The organism is Marivibrio sp. (assembly GCF_040218065.1).
GTDB lineage: Bacteria > Pseudomonadota > Alphaproteobacteria > UBA8366 > Aestuariispiraceae > Marivibrio.
Genome location: NZ_JAVJQE010000002.1, coordinates 46,231 through 61,768, shown reverse-complemented (window position 1 = coordinate 61,768; position 15,538 = coordinate 46,231). Strand labels below are relative to the sequence as shown.

At 67.7% G+C, this 15,538-nt stretch carries 12 protein-coding genes; 7 read left to right on the top strand and 5 right to left on the bottom strand.

The features are described from left to right. Positions 1 to 31 precede the first annotated feature (31 nt). Genes RIB45_RS01125 through guaB form a run of 3 tightly spaced genes read right to left on the bottom strand, consistent with a single transcriptional unit; the run spans position 32 to position 3,171 of the window. Positions 32 to 1,402: an RsmB/NOP family class I SAM-dependent RNA methyltransferase gene (locus RIB45_RS01125; RefSeq protein WP_350047894.1), complete on the bottom strand. Its 1,371-nt coding sequence runs from the start codon at positions 1,400 to 1,402 to the stop codon at positions 32 to 34. A gap of 13 nt (positions 1,403 to 1,415) precedes the next feature. Next, the gene (locus RIB45_RS01120; protein WP_350047892.1) at positions 1,416 to 1,691 is read right to left on the bottom strand and encodes a SemiSWEET transporter; all 276 of its coding nucleotides are present in this window, start codon (positions 1,689 to 1,691) and stop codon (positions 1,416 to 1,418) included. Positions 1,692 to 1,707: 16 nt separating this feature from the next. Continuing rightward, the gene (guaB, locus tag RIB45_RS01115; protein WP_350047890.1) at positions 1,708 to 3,171 is read right to left on the bottom strand and encodes an IMP dehydrogenase; all 1,464 of its coding nucleotides are present in this window, start codon (positions 3,169 to 3,171) and stop codon (positions 1,708 to 1,710) included. Positions 3,172 to 3,467: 296 nt separating this feature from the next. Between guaB and RIB45_RS01110 the strand changes: the two genes are divergently transcribed. From RIB45_RS01110 to rpmG, 7 genes are all read left to right on the top strand, one after another. Then, entirely contained in the window at positions 3,468 to 4,196 is a 729-nt protein-coding gene (locus RIB45_RS01110; protein WP_350047888.1) for an alanyl-tRNA editing protein, read from the top strand. Between the two features lie 333 nt (positions 4,197 to 4,529). Beyond that, complete coding sequence (locus RIB45_RS01105) at positions 4,530 to 5,642, top strand: DUF2336 domain-containing protein (protein WP_350047886.1); 1,113 nt, start codon at positions 4,530 to 4,532, stop codon at positions 5,640 to 5,642. A 135-nt stretch (positions 5,643 to 5,777) separates the two neighbouring features. Next, positions 5,778 to 8,432 (top strand): type I DNA topoisomerase, encoded by a 2,655-nt coding sequence (gene topA, locus RIB45_RS01100; protein WP_350047884.1) that lies wholly within the window; start codon positions 5,778 to 5,780, stop codon positions 8,430 to 8,432. A gap of 6 nt (positions 8,433 to 8,438) precedes the next feature. Further along, positions 8,439 to 10,751: a ribonuclease R gene (gene rnr, locus RIB45_RS01095; protein WP_350047882.1), complete on the top strand. Its 2,313-nt coding sequence runs from the start codon at positions 8,439 to 8,441 to the stop codon at positions 10,749 to 10,751. A gap of 190 nt (positions 10,752 to 10,941) precedes the next feature. Next, positions 10,942 to 12,501: a S41 family peptidase gene (locus RIB45_RS01090; protein WP_350047880.1), complete on the top strand. Its 1,560-nt coding sequence runs from the start codon at positions 10,942 to 10,944 to the stop codon at positions 12,499 to 12,501. Between the two features lie 36 nt (positions 12,502 to 12,537). Further along, positions 12,538 to 13,269 carry an NUDIX hydrolase gene (locus RIB45_RS01085; protein WP_350047878.1) on the top strand — a complete coding sequence of 244 codons (732 nt, stop codon included), beginning with the start codon at positions 12,538 to 12,540 and terminating at the stop codon, positions 13,267 to 13,269. Between the two features lie 141 nt (positions 13,270 to 13,410). Then, the gene (gene rpmG, locus RIB45_RS01080; protein ID WP_350047876.1) at positions 13,411 to 13,578 is read left to right on the top strand and encodes a 50S ribosomal protein L33; all 168 of its coding nucleotides are present in this window, start codon (positions 13,411 to 13,413) and stop codon (positions 13,576 to 13,578) included. 89 nt (positions 13,579 to 13,667) lie between these two features. Here the strand turns inward: rpmG and RIB45_RS01075 are convergent, their stop codons facing one another. Beyond that, positions 13,668 to 15,086: a PleD family two-component system response regulator gene (locus RIB45_RS01075; RefSeq protein ID WP_350047874.1), complete on the bottom strand. Its 1,419-nt coding sequence runs from the start codon at positions 15,084 to 15,086 to the stop codon at positions 13,668 to 13,670. 44 nt (positions 15,087 to 15,130) lie between these two features. Next, a complete protein-coding gene (locus RIB45_RS01070; RefSeq protein ID WP_350047873.1) occupies positions 15,131 to 15,496 on the bottom strand; it encodes a response regulator in 366 nt (121 codons plus the stop codon). Positions 15,497 to 15,538: the final 42 nt, after the last annotated feature.

Below are 15,538 nucleotides of genomic sequence, written 5' to 3'. Positions count from 1 at the left end.
GGCGCCGTCCCTCTTTTGTGTCTGCTCGCGCTTAGCTTAGTTTACGGCCCATCACGGCCACGAAAAATCCGTCCACGCCCTGCTGCGCCGGCGTCAGGCGCAGGCTGGTCGCCTCGGCCGCGGCCGGGCATTGGCCGCCGCCCATCGCGCCCGCCGTCTCGGCCCAGACGTCCTGGATCGGATAGGCGAAAAAATCGGGCCGCTGGCGCAGGAAGGCCTCGATCTGCGCCTCGTTCTCCTCGCGCAGCCAGGAGCAGGTGACGTAGACGAGCCGCCCGCCGGGCGCCACCAGCCGTGCGGCGCTGTCCAGGATCTGCGCCTGGATGTCGGTCAGGCGGAAGAGATCGCGCTGGGCTGTCTTCCATTTCTGGTCCGGGTTGCGCCGCCACGTCCCCGTCCCGGTGCAGGGCGCGTCGATCAGCACGCGGTCGTAAAGGCTCTTCTTGCCGCCCTTGGGTTGGGCGGCGCGCTTCACCCACTTGTCGCGCTCGGAGGTGAGCGGCTTGCGCTCCACGATGAAGACGCCGGCGCGCTTCAGGCGCTGCGCCGCGCGCTTGAGCCGCGCATCCGAGACGTCGCAGGCCACCAGACGCCCGGTGTTGTTCATCTGCGCGGCCAGGGCCAGCGCCTTGCCGCCCGCCCCGGCGCAGAAATCGACGACCCGCATGCCCGGCCGCGCGTCGGTCAGAAGGGCCGCCAGCTGCGAGCCCTCGTCCTGCGGCTCCACCAGCCCGTCCTTGAAGGCCTTGGTCCCCGACAGCGGCGCGCGGCCGCCGAGCCGCAGGCCGATCGGCGAGAGCGGCGTCTCGACGGCCTCCAGCCCCTCCGCCGCCAGCGCGGCCTTGGCGGCGGCGCGATCGGCCTTCAGGGTGTTGACGCGCAGATCGACCGGCGCTTCCTGCAGATAGGCCGCCGCCTCGGCCGGCGCGCGCTCGCCGTAAAACTTTTGCATCCGCTCGGCCAGCCAGTCGGGCATGTTCGCGCCCGCTTCGAACGGCTGACAGCCGAGCTCGAAGCCGCGCTGCTGCGTCAGTTCGATGGCGATGCGCTTTTCGCGCAACGACAGCGGCTCGGGCGCAAACCGCTCCCCGTCGAACTCTTTCTCCAAGTCGGTGAGGCGCCTCCCCTCCCCCAGCAAAAGCTGGATCAGCACCCGGTCGCGGGCCGTCGGCGGATCGTCGGGCCCCCGCAGGCCGTTGACGCGGTGGAGCCACCAGTCGATCTGCCCGCGCCGGCGCAACACGCCGTAGACCAGGCCCGCGATCGCCTGGCGGTCCTTCGAGCCGGCGAAGCGGTTGCCCCGCCCCCAATCCGCCATGGCCTTGTCGGCCGGCGGCGCGTCGGGCCGATCGAGCCCCTCGAGGATCTCGATCGCGGCGCTGATGCGGGCGGCGGGAGTCATGCGCGAAAGGGCCCTATCCGTGACGCAGCTTGAAATAAAGGATGACGCCAGCCAGCAGGAACGTCGCGCCGTTGGCGGCGATGAGCGGCGCGTCGCCGATCAGCAGCCCGTAGGCGAGCCACAGGCCGACGCCGGTCAGAAACGCCAGGAACATCCACAAGGAGATGTCGGCGGTCGAGCGCGTGCGCCAAGTCTTCACCACCTGCGGCAGGAAGGCGAGCGTCGTCAACGCGCCGGCCGCAAGGCCGATCGCCTGCACGATCCCGGGAAGCTCCGCGCCCGTCGCCATGTTCAGCACGCCCCTATCAGCCGTCGAACTGGTAGTTCGGGGCCTCCTTGGTGACGGTGACGTCGTGCACGTGGCTTTCGCGCAAGCCCGCGCCGGTGATCCGGCGGAAGTGGCTGTATTTCTGCAGGGTCGCGATGTCGGCGCAGCCCGTATAGCCCATCGCGGCGCGCAGGCCGCCCGTCAGCTGATGGATCACGCCGGCCACCGGCCCCTTATAGGGCACGCGGCCTTCGACGCCTTCCGGCACGAATTTGTGGCTTTCCGCGATGTCCTCCTGGAAATAGCGGTCGGCGGAGCCGCGCGCCATCGCGCCGGCCGAGCCCATGCCGCGATAGGCCTTGTATGAGCGGCCCTGGAACAGAAAGACCTCGCCCGGCGCCTCCTCCGTGCCCGCCAACAGCGAGCCGATCATGACGCAGTCCGCGCCCGCCGCGATCGCCTTCGACAGATCGCCGGAGAATTTGATGCCGCCGTCCGCGATCGCGGGAACGCCGTGACGCCGGCACACCTCGCTCGCCTCCATGATGGCGGTCAGCTGCGGTACGCCGACGCCGGCGACGACCCGGGTGGTGCAGATCGAGCCCGGACCGATTCCGATCTTAACCGCGTCCGCGCCCGCGTCGATGAGCGCCTGCGCGCCGTCGGCCGTCGCCACGTTGCCGGCGATCACCTGGGCGTAGTTGGAGAGCCGCTTCACCGCCTCCACCTGGTCCAACACGCCCTTGGAATGACCGTGGGCGGTGTCGACGACGATCACGTCGGCTCCGGCCTCCAGCAGCGCTTCCGCGCGCTTCAGCCCGTCGATCCCGGCCCCGGTCGCCGCGGCCACGCGCAGACGGCCGTTCTCGTCCTTGCAGGCGTGGGGGAAGGCGCGCGACTTCTCGATATCCTTCACCGTGATCAGGCCGACGCATTGCTTGTTGGCGTCGATCACCAGCAGCTTCTCGATGCGGTGCTGGTGCAGCAGGCGCATCGCCTCGTCGCGGCCCGTGCCCTCGGGCACGGTGATCAGCCGGCGGCTGGTCATAAGGTCCTTGACCGGCGTCGCCATGTCCTCGGCGAAGCGGACGTCGCGGTTGGTCAGAATGCCGACCAGCTTCTTGGAGCGCTTCGAGACCACGGGAATGCCGCTGATGCGATGACGGTCCATGATCGCCAGCGCCTCGGCCAGGGTGCGGTCGGGGGTGATGGTGATCGGGTTCACCACCATGCCGCTTTCCGAGCGTTTGACCGAGCGCACCTCGTCCGCCTGCTGCTCGACCGTCATGTTCTTGTGGACCACGCCGATGCCGCCCTGCTGCGCCATCGCGACCGCCAGGCGGCCTTCGGTCACCGTGTCCATCGCCGCGGAGATTAGCGGGATGTTCAGGCGTATCGTCTTGGTCAACTGGGTCGAGGCGTCGGTGTTCGCCGGCAGAACCTCCGAGCGACCGGGCTGGAGGAGCACGTCGTCGAAGGTGAGAGCTTCCTGGATCGGCATGGGGGCGCATCCCTTCAGTCAAATGGCGCGGGGTCGAGCGGCTGCCGCCAGCGTCGGCCCGGGATGCGCGGAGAAAATAGTCACATGAGCCGTTTTTGAAAGGGAAAAATCGATGACAGTTGCAAATCAGGGCGATTTTTTTACGTTCATGTCATGAACGATTGCAAATCGCCCCCGTCGGTCGATCGAAACCGGGCCGTCACCCTGCCCCCGATTCGAGGCCGCGGCTCTTTTCCGACCGGCCGGTTGCCTCTACCCTGCCCGTGTCGCCGCCCCGCCTTAAGAGGACAAGACGCATGACCGAGCGTACCGACGAGCTGTTTCGCGCCGATTCCTATCTGACGACCTGCGAGGCGCACGTGCTTGAGGTCAATGAGCGCGGCGGGATCATCCTGGATCGCACCGTCTTCTATCCCACCGGCGGCGGCCAGCCGGGCGACCGCGGCGTGATGACCAAAGAGGACGGCGCCGAGATCCGCATTGGGACGACGCTCTATGTCGGCGACGACATCGTCCACGTGCCGGAGGAGGGGCAGACGCTCCCCCAGCCCGGCGAGACGGTGTCCTGCGCGATCGATTGGGACAATCGTTTCCGGCTGATGCAGATGCACACGACGATGCATCTGATGCTGGCCCTGATCCCGCGGCCGATCAACGGCTGCCAGGTCGGCGCGGACAAGAGCCGAATCGACTTCGACCTGGGAGATTTCGACCTCGACAAGGAAAGGCTCGAGGCGGATCTGAACGCCCTGACGGCGGCGGACCATTCGGTGACGATCACCGCCGTCGCGGACGAGGAACTGGACGCCCGGCCCGAGTTGGTGCGCACCATGTCCGTCGCCCCGCCGCGCGGCAAAGGGACCGTGCGCCTCATTCAAATCGGCCGCGCGGACGCGCCTGTGGACCTGCAGCCCTGCGGCGGCACCCATGTCGCGCGCACCGGCGAGATCGGGCGCCTGCGCATCGGCAAGATCGAGAACAAGGGCGCGCACAACAAGCGCATCGCCGTTCATCTCGAGGGCTGACGCCTCGGTTCGAGGACTGACGCCCCGGTAGGGTCCGCATCCCCCGGTCCCGCACGGCTGCGCTCCGGCCCCTCATGAGACCGCGCGCGCCCGCCTGATCTCCGGCATTCCAGATAAATTCGACCGAAATAATATCGCGTATTTTTTCTTATGTTGCTTTCGCCCACGTCAATAAGGACATATTTTTTACCTTGTTGTGACTGGGGTCACAGCTAAAATGTCCCTCGGCTGCTAGAACGAGGCTGCCGGCGGAGCGGAGTCCACGCATCTCCCCCGCCCGTCATTGACCCAATGCGGATCGAGCGTCGAGAACGGCGCGGATTGACGAAACGAATGGCGAGACAGGTTTCATACGGCAAGCTTCTACGGCTGGCGCATCAGCGGGCGATCGACGGCAAGGGCGGCCTGGCCGCGTCGATCGCGAAGATGTGCCTGGATCAGCAAGCGGACCTGACGCCCTCCGAACTCGACCTCACCTATCAGATTCTGCGCCAGCTGATCGACCGGGTGGAGGTGCAAATCCGCCGCCACATCGCCGACATTCTGGCCGAACGCATCGACGTGCCGCGCGATCTTCTGGCCTTTCTGTCGAACGACGCCGTGCATGTCGCCTACCCGATCATCGTGCGCAGCCGGCAGTTGAGCGACCAGGATCTGCTGACGCTGATCGCCCGCCAGGGAACCGGCCACGCGATCGCGGTCGCGAGCCGCCCCGAGGTAAGCGAGGTGGTGTGCCGCCGGCTGGTGAACCAGGGAGAGGCGGAGATCGACCGCACCCTGATGCGCAACGAGACGGCGAAGCTCGGCCGCGATTCGCTGGAGATTCTGGTCGAACGGTCGGTCGAGGCGGAGGATTATCAGGAGTTGCTGGTCAAGCGCCGCGACCTGCCGACCGACTTGGCGCGCCGGCTTTACGTTTGGGTCGGCGAAGCGTTGCGCCATCATATCGCACGCAACTTCGCCATCGACAGCGAGGCGCTCGACGAGTCCGTCGACGCCGCCGTCTGGACGGCGCTGGATGAAGACGCCGGCAGATCTCAAGGCTCCGCCGCCGGCTGGTCCAAAACGGAGACGGCGGACCCCGCGGCGCGGGTTCGCCGTCGCGCGGCCCGCCTGGTTCGCGTCCTGCACCAGGACGGCGCCGACGCCTTCCTCAGCGAGGTCGCGACGGAGACCCGCCTGCCGGCCGAGACGGTCGCGCGAATCTTCGCGCCCGACAGCCCGCAGACCGCCGCCATCGCCTGCAAGGCGCTCGGCCTCGATTCGGAGCGCTTCATCGACGTCCTGCAGGCGTTCCACGACGACGCCGGGTGGGCGGGCTTCACCATCGACGGCGGTCTGGACCGGGCCTGCGCCTATTTCGACCGCATTGAACCGCTGGGCGCCGCGACCGTCCTGCGCCAGTGGCGCCGACGCCCGCCGGGTGAAAAGCCCGCCGCGCACTGACGGCGTTTTTCGCGAAAAGGCTTTCTTTTTCCCGCAATATGAGCGCCTTAGGCGGCGTCAGTTGACGCCGGCCTTGTTGGGCGCCAATTCTCCATCCCGCGACAAGCCCCCAGAAACGGACGGCGGATCAAGCATATGGCGGCCCCCAACCTCGTCGTCGTCGAGTCTCCGGCGAAGGCGAAGACGATCAACAAATATCTCGGCGACCAGTTCGACGTGGTCGCCTCCTACGGCCATGTGCGCGATTTGCCGCCCAAAGACGGCTCGGTCGACCCTGAGCGCGACTTCTCGATGCGCTGGGACGTCGACAGCCAATCCAAGAAGCGGATCGACGAGGTCGCCAAGCGCCTGAAGGGCGCGAAACGCCTTTACCTCGCCACGGACCCCGATCGCGAGGGCGAGGCGATTAGCTGGCATATCCAGGAAGAACTGGCCCGGCGCAAGGCGCTGAACGGCGTGGAGGTCAACCGCGTCGTCTTCAACGAGATTACGAAGAACGCCGTGCTCGACGCGATGGAGCGCCCTCGCCCGCTCAACGACGAGCTGATCGAGGCCTATCTGGCGCGCCGGGCGCTCGACTATCTCGTGGGCTTCACGCTGTCGCCCGTGCTGTGGCGCAAGCTGCCCGGCGCCAAGTCGGCCGGCCGCGTCCAGTCGGTGGCGTTGCGTCTGATCTGCGAGCGCGAGGCGGAGATCGAGGCCTTCCGACCGCAGGAGTACTGGTCGATCGACGCGACGATGGCGAACGCCGAAGGGCGGCGGTTCCCGGCCAAACTGACCCGTCTCGACGGCGAGAAGCTCGACAAGTTCTCGCTCGGCGGCGAACGCGCCGCGACCCGGGCCCTCGAAGCCGTGCGCGCCGGCGCCTACACGGTCGCGAAGGTCGAGCGCAAGCAGACCAAGCGCAATCCCGCCCCGCCCTTCACCACCTCCACCCTGCAGCAGGAGGCCAGCCGGAAGCTCTATTTCGGAGCGACCAAGACGATGACGCTGGCCCAGAAGCTCTACGAAGGCGTCGACATCGGCGGCGAGACGGTCGGCCTCATCACCTATATGCGGACCGACAGCACCATTCTGTCGAACGACGCGCTGACGGCGGCGCGCAACCTGATCAGCGACGATTACGGGCCGGACTACCTACCCTCCGGCCCGCGGCAGTACCGCACCAAAGCGAAGAACGCGCAGGAGGCGCACGAGGCCGTGCGTCCGACCGACCTGTTCCGCCGGCCAGAGCAGGTTAGCCGCTATATCGACGGCGACATGCTGCGCCTCTACGAGCTCATCTGGAAGCGCACGCTGGCGAGCCAGATGGAGAGCGCCGTGCTCGACAACGTCGCGGTCGATCTGGCGGACCGGACCGGCGAGACGATGCTGCGCGCCACAGGCTCCGTCGTTCGCTTCGACGGGTTCCTCACGCTTTATCGCGAGGACGTGGACGATCCGGGCGAGGAAAGCGACGAAGGCCGCATGCTTCCGCAGTTGGAGGAAGGCGCCGACGCCAAACTGCTCGAGGCGGCGGCGAACCAGCACTTCACCCAACCCCCGCCCCGCTATTCGGAAGCGAGCCTCGTCAAGAAAATGGAGGAGCTCGGGATCGGCCGTCCCTCCACCTACGCTTCGATCCTTAAGGTGCTGCAGGACCGGGAATACGTCCGACTCGACAAGCGGCGCTTCATTCCGGAGGACCGGGGTCGGCTGGTCACGGCCTTTTTGGCCAGTTTCTTCGAACGCTACTTTTCCTATGACTTCACCGCGGCGCTGGAGGAGCGGCTCGACGAGGTCTCCGACGGCCAAGTCGACTGGAAGCAGGTGCTGCGCGATTTCTGGGAGGCCTTCTCGAAAATCTGCGAGGAGACGATGGACCTCTCGCCGATCGAGGTGCGCGAGACCATCGACCGCGAACTCGGCCCCCACTTCTTCGAGCAGGACGAGAACGGCTCGACCGAAGCGGCGCGCGTCTGTCCCGCCTGCTCCAACGGGCGCCTGAACCTGAACTTCGGGAAGTTCGGGGCCTTCATCGCCTGCTCCAACTATCCCGACTGCAAATTCACCCGCGACATCGGCACCGCCGCCAACGACGCCGACGGAATCGGCCCGGTGGAAGGCGAGTTCCCGCGCGATCTCGGCTACGATCCCGATACGGGCGAAGTTGTCAGCCTGCGCAAGGGACCCTATGGCCTCTACGTCCAGCGCGGCGAGGCGGAGAAAGGCAAAAAGCCCAAGCGTACCTCACTGCTGAAGGGGATGGACCCGAACACGCTGGATCTGCAGACGGCCCTCCGATTGCTCGCCCTCCCCCGCGACCTGGGCGAGCATCCGGAGTCCGGCGCCAAAATCCAGGCCGGTCTCGGCCGCTACGGCCCCTATCTGAAGCACGGCGACCGCTTCATCTCGCTGCCGGCGGACGACGACGTGCTGACGATCGGCATCAACCGCGCCGTGGCGGTGATCGCGGAGGCGGGCGAGAAGGGCAAGGCCGGCGCCGGCAAGGAGCTCGGCGCGCATCCCTCCGACGGCAAACCGATCCAGCTCGGCTCCGGCCGCTTCGGGCCTTATGTGAAGCACGGCAAGATCTACGCCTCGATCCCGAAGGGCGCCGAGCCCGGGGACGTGACGCTGGAGCAGGCGATCGAGTTGATCGACGCGAAGGCCGCCAAGAAGGGCGCGGCCAAGAAGGCCGGCCCCAAGCAGGCGACTGCGAAAAAGGCGGGCGCAAAGAAATCGAAGGCCAAGAAATCGAAAGCCAAGAAGGCGACGGCGAAAAAGGCCGCCGGCCGCAAGGCGGGCTGACGGATTTTGGCGAAGAAAGGCGATCCGGACGACAAGACGCCCCTTCCTTCGAAGCAGCAGATCGTCCGCTTCATCCAGGACAGCGACAAACCGGTCGGCAAGCGCGAAATCGCGCGCGCCTTCAACATCAAGGGCGCGCAGCGCGCCGACCTGCGCGGCCTGCTGAAAGAGATCGAGAGCGACGGAAAGATCGACCGCGGCGCCAAGCGCAAGATGGCGCCCAAGGGCGCCCTGCCCGAGGTGGCGGTGCTGCAGATCGACGGCGTGGACCGGGACGGCGAGCTTTACGCCAAGCCGACCAGCTGGCCGGACGACGCCGGCGACCCGCCGCATATCCTGATCGTCGGCGCGCCGCGCAGCGGCCCGGCGCCGCGCGAAGGCGATCGGGTGCTGGCGAAGCTGCGCCGCGTCGGCGCAAAGCGCTATGAGGCCGGGATCATCCGGACCCTGAAGGCCGGCCCCGCGAAGCTTCTGGGTTTGCTGGAATCGGCCAAGGGCGGCGCCCTGCTGGTCCCGACGGAAAAGGGATCGACCAAGAGCTGGTTCGTCGAACGCGAGGATCTGGGCGGCGCCGCCGTCGGTGACCTGGTGCTGGCGGAGACCCTGCCCGGCGGGCGCGGCACGGGCCACATGGCGCGGGTCGTCGAGCGGGTCGGCGCGCTGGACGATCCGAAAGCCTTCAGCCTGATCGCGATCCACAGCCAGGGAATACCGGTCGAGTTTCCGGAGGCGGCCCTCAAGGAGGCCGAGGGCTCGAAGGTCCCCGCGCTCGGCAAACGCACGGATCTGCGCGCCCTGCCGCTGGTCACCATCGACGGCGCCGACGCCCGCGACTTCGACGACGCCGTCCACGCGCGTCCGGACCCGGATCCCAACAACGCCGGCGGCTTCGAGATCACGGTCGCCATCGCCGACGTCTCGCATTACGTCCGGCCCGAGGGCGCGCTCGACAAGGCGGCGCGCGATCGCGGCAATTCCGTCTATTTCCCTGATCGCGTCGTGCCGATGCTGCCGGAGGCGCTGTCGAACGATCTGTGTTCGCTCCGCCCCAACGAAGATCGCGCCTGCCTCGCCATGCAGATGGTGATCGACATCGACGGACGCCTGAAGCGTCACAAGGTGGTCCGCGCGCTGATGCGCAGCCACGCGCGCCTCACCTACACCCAGGTGCAGCGCGCCGCCGACGGCCATCCGGACGAGGCGACCGACCCGCTGAAGGAGGCGGTTATCGAGCCGCTCTACGCCGCCTACGCCGCTCTCAAGCGCAATCGCGAGGCGCGCGGGACGCTGGAGCTCGATCTGCCGGAGCTGCAGGTCGTGGTCGGCGAAAGCGGACGGGTGAAGGAGATCGCGCGTCGACAGCGTTTCGACAGCCACAAGCTGATCGAAGAGTTCATGATCTGCGCCAACGTCGCCGCCGCTCAGGCGCTGGAGGCGAAGCGCGCGCCGGCGATGTACCGAGTGCACGAGCCGCCGCCGCTCGACAAGCTGGAGATGCTGCGCGAATCGCTCGGCGCGCTCGGCTTCAAGCTCGCCAAGGGCCAGACGCCGAAGCCGGCGCAGTTCACCGGCATTCTCGCGCAGGCGGCCGATACCGAGAAGGCGCAGATCGTCTCCGACCTGATCCTGCGCGGGCAGGCGCAGGCCGTCTACAGCCCCGAAAACCGCGGGCATTTCGGCCTGGCGCTGGAGCGCTACTGCCACTTCACCTCGCCGATCCGACGCTACGCCGACCTGCTGGTCCATCGCGCGCTGGTCTCGGCCTACGGGCTCGGCGACGGCGGGCTGCCCGGCGAACAGGCGGAGCGGTTCGAAGAATTCGGCGAGCATATCTCTCAGACCGAGCGGCGCGCCATCATGGCCGAGCGCGAGGCGACCGACCGCTACCTCTCCGCCTACATGGCCGATCGGATCGGCGCGGAGTTCCAGGGCCGCGTGACCGGCGTGCAGCGCTTCGGGCTGTTCGTGCGTCTTGAGGAGACGGGCGCCGACGGGCTGGTCCCCATCCGCTCCCTGCCCCGCGATCGGTATCAGCATGACGAGGTGCATCATCGCCTGGTCGGCGCCTATGACGGTCTGGCCTTCCGCCTGGGCGATCCGGTGACGGTTCGCCTTGTCGAAGCGAGCCCGCTTTCCGGCGGGTTGATCCTCGAAGTGATCGACGGCGGAACCGTCCTGCCGAAAGGCGAGCGCCAGGTCGCGTCGTCCGGAGATCGCGGCCGCCCCGGGTCCAAACGACCGGTCGGCAAGCGCGGGCCGCCGCGCAAGGGCGCCAAGAAGGGTCCGAAAAAGCCCGGCAAGAAGGGCAAGGGGCGCTAGGCTTTCAGGGCGGCGCGCAGGCGGGACGCCCGGTTTCCCCAGGAGCCGTGCGGACGGCGCGACGCTTCGCAGCCGCCATCGCTTCCATCGGATATCCCGCCCCTAGCCTTGGGGACGCCCTGCGGCTATGGTGCCGTCAGGGCATCAGATTGTTTCAAAAGGGTTTTCACGGGTGGCGAACGGGTCGGGCATGGCTTCGCGAGCGGCGGCGCGGCTGCGACGCGCAGGCGCGCTGTCGGCCGCCCTTCTCCTCGCCGCCTGCGCGGCCGGCGATCCGGACGATCGCCTCGACCCCGGGGCCTTCGAGCGGATGACTGAGGCCGCGTTGGAGGAGATCGATCTTTATTACATTGAGCCCACAGTCCCGGCCGATTTGGTCGCCGCCGGCCTCGAAGGCCTGGCGCGGTTCGACAAGACGCTCAAGGTCGAGGCGCGCGACGCCGGCGTGACGGTGCGCCTGAACGAGACGGTCGCCGGGCGGGCCGACGCCGGAGCCGACGACGCAGGCGACGCAGCCGCATGGGCGGACAAGGCGCGCATGCTGCTGGTCGCGGCGCGGGCGGACAGCCCGGCGCTTGCGGCGGTCGAGCAGGAAGCGCTCTACGACGCGTTTTTCGACGGCATGCTGGCGCGGCTTGATCGCGCGTCGCGCTACGCCGGGCGTGAGGCCGCGCGCGAAGCGCGGGCCGAACGCGACGGTTTCGGAGGGATCGGGGTCACGCTGGAGGCCCACCCGGACGGCGCGCGCATCACGCGGGTCGAGCCGGACAATCCCGCCGCCGGCGCCGGTCTGTTGGTCGACGACGTCATCGTGGCCGTCGAGGCGGCGCCGTTGAGCGGCCTGGGTCTTCGCCGGATCGCTGAGCGGCTGCGCGGCCCGATCGATCGGCCCGTTACGGTTACCATCCGGCGCGCGGGAGTGGCAGAGCCGATAACGGTCGCGGTCGGCCGAACCCGGATCGTACCGGACACGGTCGATCTGCGGCGGGAAGACGGCGTCGCCGTCATCTCGGTCTCGAGTTTTAACCAACGCACCGCCAAACGACTGGCGGAGGCCCTAGCGAGCGCCCAGGCTGCGGCCGGCGGGCGCCGCGAGGGGGTCATTCTGGACCTGCGCGGCAATCCCGGCGGCCTCCTGGACCAGGCTGTGGACAGCGCCGACCTGTTCCTCGAGGCCGGGTTGATCAGCCGCGCGGACGGTCGGCATCCGAACAGCCATCAGCGCTTCTACGCAGAGCCGGGCGATCTGGCGCACGCCCGACCGCTGGTGATCCTGATCAACGGGGCCTCCGCCAGCGCGGCGGAGATTCTGGCCGCCGCCCTGCAGGATCAGGGCCGCGCGGCGGTCGTGGGCATGAACTCGTTCGGAAAAGGGACGATTCAGACGGTCATCCCGCTGCCGAACGACGGAGAACTCTATCTCACCTGGGCGCGGTTCGTGGCTCCCAGCGGCTATCCGCTTCAGCGGCTGGGCGTCGGCCCGACCATCTGCACCAGCGGCGCGCGCGACGCCGTGCGGGCGCTGGACGAGGGCCTCGCCGCCGCCAGCGCGGGCGAAAGCCCCGTCGCCCTGCGCCGCGGGCTTGCGCCAAAGGCCGCCGACGCCGACATTGCGCGGGTGCTGTCCGCCTGCAGTTGGATTCCCCACGAGGGCGGCGACATCGATATGGCCGTCGCACGGCTTCTGCTTGAGCAACCGGCCCTTTACGAACGGGCGATCGCGCTCGGCCGTTGGCCCGCCGATACGTAAGAGCCCGTCGCGTCAACAGAGAGACCCGCCGCCCCGATGATCGATCAACCCGTCCCCGGCGCGAGCGCGCCGGCCGAGCCCGTCACCCCCCGTCCCGCCGCGAGCCTGGTGCTGTTGCGCACGCCGAAGGCGGGGCCGGAGCGCGCGGAGGTGCTGATGGGCCGCCGGCCCGAGACGGCGCGTTTCATGCCGGGCGTTTTCGTCTTCCCCGGCGGGGCCTTGGACCCGGGCGATTCGGCCCACGGGGCGGCGCTGATCGGCCGCGATGCGGCGCCCCCGCATCTGCTGCGTACTGCGCAAGCGGACGAAGCCGTCGGACTGATCTGGTCGGCGTTGCGCGAGACCTGGGAGGAGACGGGCCTGCTTATCGGGGCGGCCGCCGCCGCGGCCGCGGCGAGCGCCACGCCGCCGGACTGTCCTGCGGGGGCGGCGTACGCCGAAGCCGGCCTCGCCCCCGGCCGTGAGGCGCTGCACTATATCGCGCGCGCCGTCACCCCGCCGATCAGCCCGATCCGCTTCGACACCCGCTTCTTCATGGCCGACGCCGAACGCGCGCACGGCGAAGCTGCGGCGAGCGGCGAGCTGCCGGAAGTGCTGTGGGTGCCGGTCGGGGAGGCGCTCGCCTCATCGAAGGTGCGCGGGGTCAGCAAGTTCGTGCTGCGCCGGGCGCTGGAGTTGGCGGCGGAGCCGGCGTTATTGCGCGCGCCGGAGCGCCCCGTGCCGCGCTACACCTATGAAGGCGACGCGCGCGTCGTCACCGACGAGTAGCCCGCCCGCGCGGCGCAAGCGTTCCCTCTTGACTTGGGCCGGCCCGCGCGTATGGTGCGCGCCGGATTAGCCGAGGGGGTGCGCCGGCCGCGCCCCTTCGCCATTTGAAACCGCGTACGCGTCAGCATAGGAAGAGCGATCATGGCGAAGCCCGCGACCCTGCAGGTGAAGCTGGTGAGCACCGCCGGCACCGGGTACTTCTACGTCGCCAAGAAGAACCCGCGCACCCAAACCGAGAAAATGGAATTCCGCAAGTACGATCCGAAGGCGCGTAAGCACGTGCTGTTCAAGGAGTCGAAGATGAAGTGAGGCCGCACGGCCCGCTTCGTCGCTTGCGACGCAAAAAGCCGCCCGGAAGGGCGGCTTTTTTCGTCCGCGGATGAGCGTCGGACCGCGCTCTACGCCCTGGCCTCCCCGGCCCCCAGCGTGGTGAAGCCGGCGTCCGTCCAACCGACGGTCTTGTTGCGACCGGAGCGCTTCGCCTCATAGAGCGCGTCGTCGGCCTTCTTGATGACGCTGTCGACGCTGTCCTCGCCGGGCTCAAACATGGCCGCGCCGACGGAGATGGTGATCTCCAGCGCCTGATCGCCGCCGCCGCGCACCCGGAACGGGTCCTTGGCGACGTTGGCGCGCAGACGCTCGGCCACGGTGCTGGCCACCGGCTCCTCGGTATCGGGCATCACGACGATGAACTCCTCCCCGCCGAGCCGGGCGACCGTGTCGACGGAGCGCACATTGTGGACGACGCGCCGGCTCAACTCGACCAGCACCTCGTCGCCCACCGCGTGCCCGTGGGTGTCGTTGATCTGTTTGAAGAAATCGATGTCGAACATGAGGACGGCGAGCGGCTTACCGCTCTCGCCCATCCGTTCGATCAGAGCGGCCATGTGGGCGGTCAGATAGCGCCGATTGTAGAGCCCCGTCAGACTGTCGGTCAGCGCCATCGCCAGACTGCGCTCGTAATTGTCGCGCAACCGCTCCTGGAAACGCTGTCGGCGGATCTGGGTGCGGGTGCGGGCGAGCAACTCCTGGCGGTCGATCGGTTTGATCAGATAGTCGTTGATGCCGAGATCGAGCCCCTTGGCGAGACGGTCCGTATCGTCCTCCTCCGCAACCACGAGGATCGGTGTGTGACGCGTCAACTCGCTGGCGCGCATCTGGCTGCAGAAGCGTAAGGCGTCCTGATCGCGCAGACGCAAATTGACGATGACAAGATCGTATCGGTCCTCGCGCAGCTTGGCGTGCGCCGCCTCGACCGAGGCGACCGCCGCCACGTCGTCTTCGTCCTGATCGAGGGTCGCGCGCACTTTCGCCGCATCCACCTCGTTATCGTCGAGAACGAGCACGTTCGCGTGCCGTGCGTTGACCTCGTAGAGCGGCTTCTCATCCTTCAGCACGCCGAGCTGACCCGACGTCTGCTCGCGCAGCCGCCATTCGTCGGTCAGCATCTTGAGCCGCACCAGCGAGCGCACGCGCGCGAACATCGCGATGTCGTTGACCGGCTTGGTCAGAAAGTCGTCGGCCCCGGATTCGAGCCCCCGCACCCGATCGGAGGCGTCGGAGAGCGCGGTGATCATGATCACCGGGATGTGCATCATCTCCGGATCGGCCTTGATTTTCTGACAGACCTCGAAGCCGTCCATACCCGGCATCATGACGTCCAGCAGAACGATGTCGGGTTGCGATTCCCGGATTTTCTCCAAGGCCTCGGGTCCGTCGGCGGCGGTGATGACGTCGAAATACTCGCTCGTCAGCTTCGCCTCCAGAAGCTTGACGTTCGGACGTAGATCGTCGACCACCAAAACCCGTGCAGTCATCGTCCCCTCCGGCCCCTCAGCCGACCGCGCGCATCAGGCCGTGATCAGGCCAGAAATTTCTCAACCGTCGCGAGGAAGCTGGACACCGAAATCGGCTTGGCGATGTAGGCTTCGCACCCGCCTTCGCGGATCTTTTCCTCGTCGCCCTTCATGGCGAAGGCGGTGACGGCGATCACGGGAATGGCCTTCAGGTCGTCGTCTTCCTTGATCCACTTGGTGACTTCGAGACCCGAGACCTCCGGCAGTTGGATGTCCATGAGGATCAGGTCAGGCTTTTCGGTGCGCGCGATCTTCAGCGCCTCCATGCCGTCCTTCGTCTGCAGAATATTATAGTTCCGCGCCTCGAGCAGATCATGAAAAAGCTTCATGTTCAGCTCGTTATCTTCGACGATTAGGACGGTTTTCGCCATCACCCCTGTTCCTTTTACCGCATCGGGCGCCGCACTTCCCAT

Coding starts and splice junctions, on each gene's coding strand:
- rpmG (WP_350047876.1), top strand. CDS start 13,411: ATGGCGAAGCCCGCGACCCTGCAGGTGAAGCTGGTGAGCACCGCCGGC.
- RIB45_RS01110 (WP_350047888.1), top strand. CDS start 3,468: ATGACCGAGCGTACCGACGAGCTGTTTCGCGCCGATTCCTATCTGACG.
- RIB45_RS01105 (WP_350047886.1), top strand. CDS start 4,530: ATGGCGAGACAGGTTTCATACGGCAAGCTTCTACGGCTGGCGCATCAG.
- RIB45_RS01070 (WP_350047873.1), bottom strand. CDS start 15,496: ATGGCGAAAACCGTCCTAATCGTCGAAGATAACGAGCTGAACATGAAG.
- topA (WP_350047884.1), top strand. CDS start 5,778: ATGGCGGCCCCCAACCTCGTCGTCGTCGAGTCTCCGGCGAAGGCGAAG.
- RIB45_RS01075 (WP_350047874.1), bottom strand. CDS start 15,086: ATGACTGCACGGGTTTTGGTGGTCGACGATCTACGTCCGAACGTCAAG.
- guaB (WP_350047890.1), bottom strand. CDS start 3,171: ATGCCGATCCAGGAAGCTCTCACCTTCGACGACGTGCTCCTCCAGCCC.
- RIB45_RS01125 (WP_350047894.1), bottom strand. CDS start 1,402: ATGACTCCCGCCGCCCGCATCAGCGCCGCGATCGAGATCCTCGAGGGG.
- RIB45_RS01120 (WP_350047892.1), bottom strand. CDS start 1,691: ATGGCGACGGGCGCGGAGCTTCCCGGGATCGTGCAGGCGATCGGCCTT.
- RIB45_RS01090 (WP_350047880.1), top strand. CDS start 10,942: ATGGCTTCGCGAGCGGCGGCGCGGCTGCGACGCGCAGGCGCGCTGTCG.
- RIB45_RS01085 (WP_350047878.1), top strand. CDS start 12,538: ATGATCGATCAACCCGTCCCCGGCGCGAGCGCGCCGGCCGAGCCCGTC.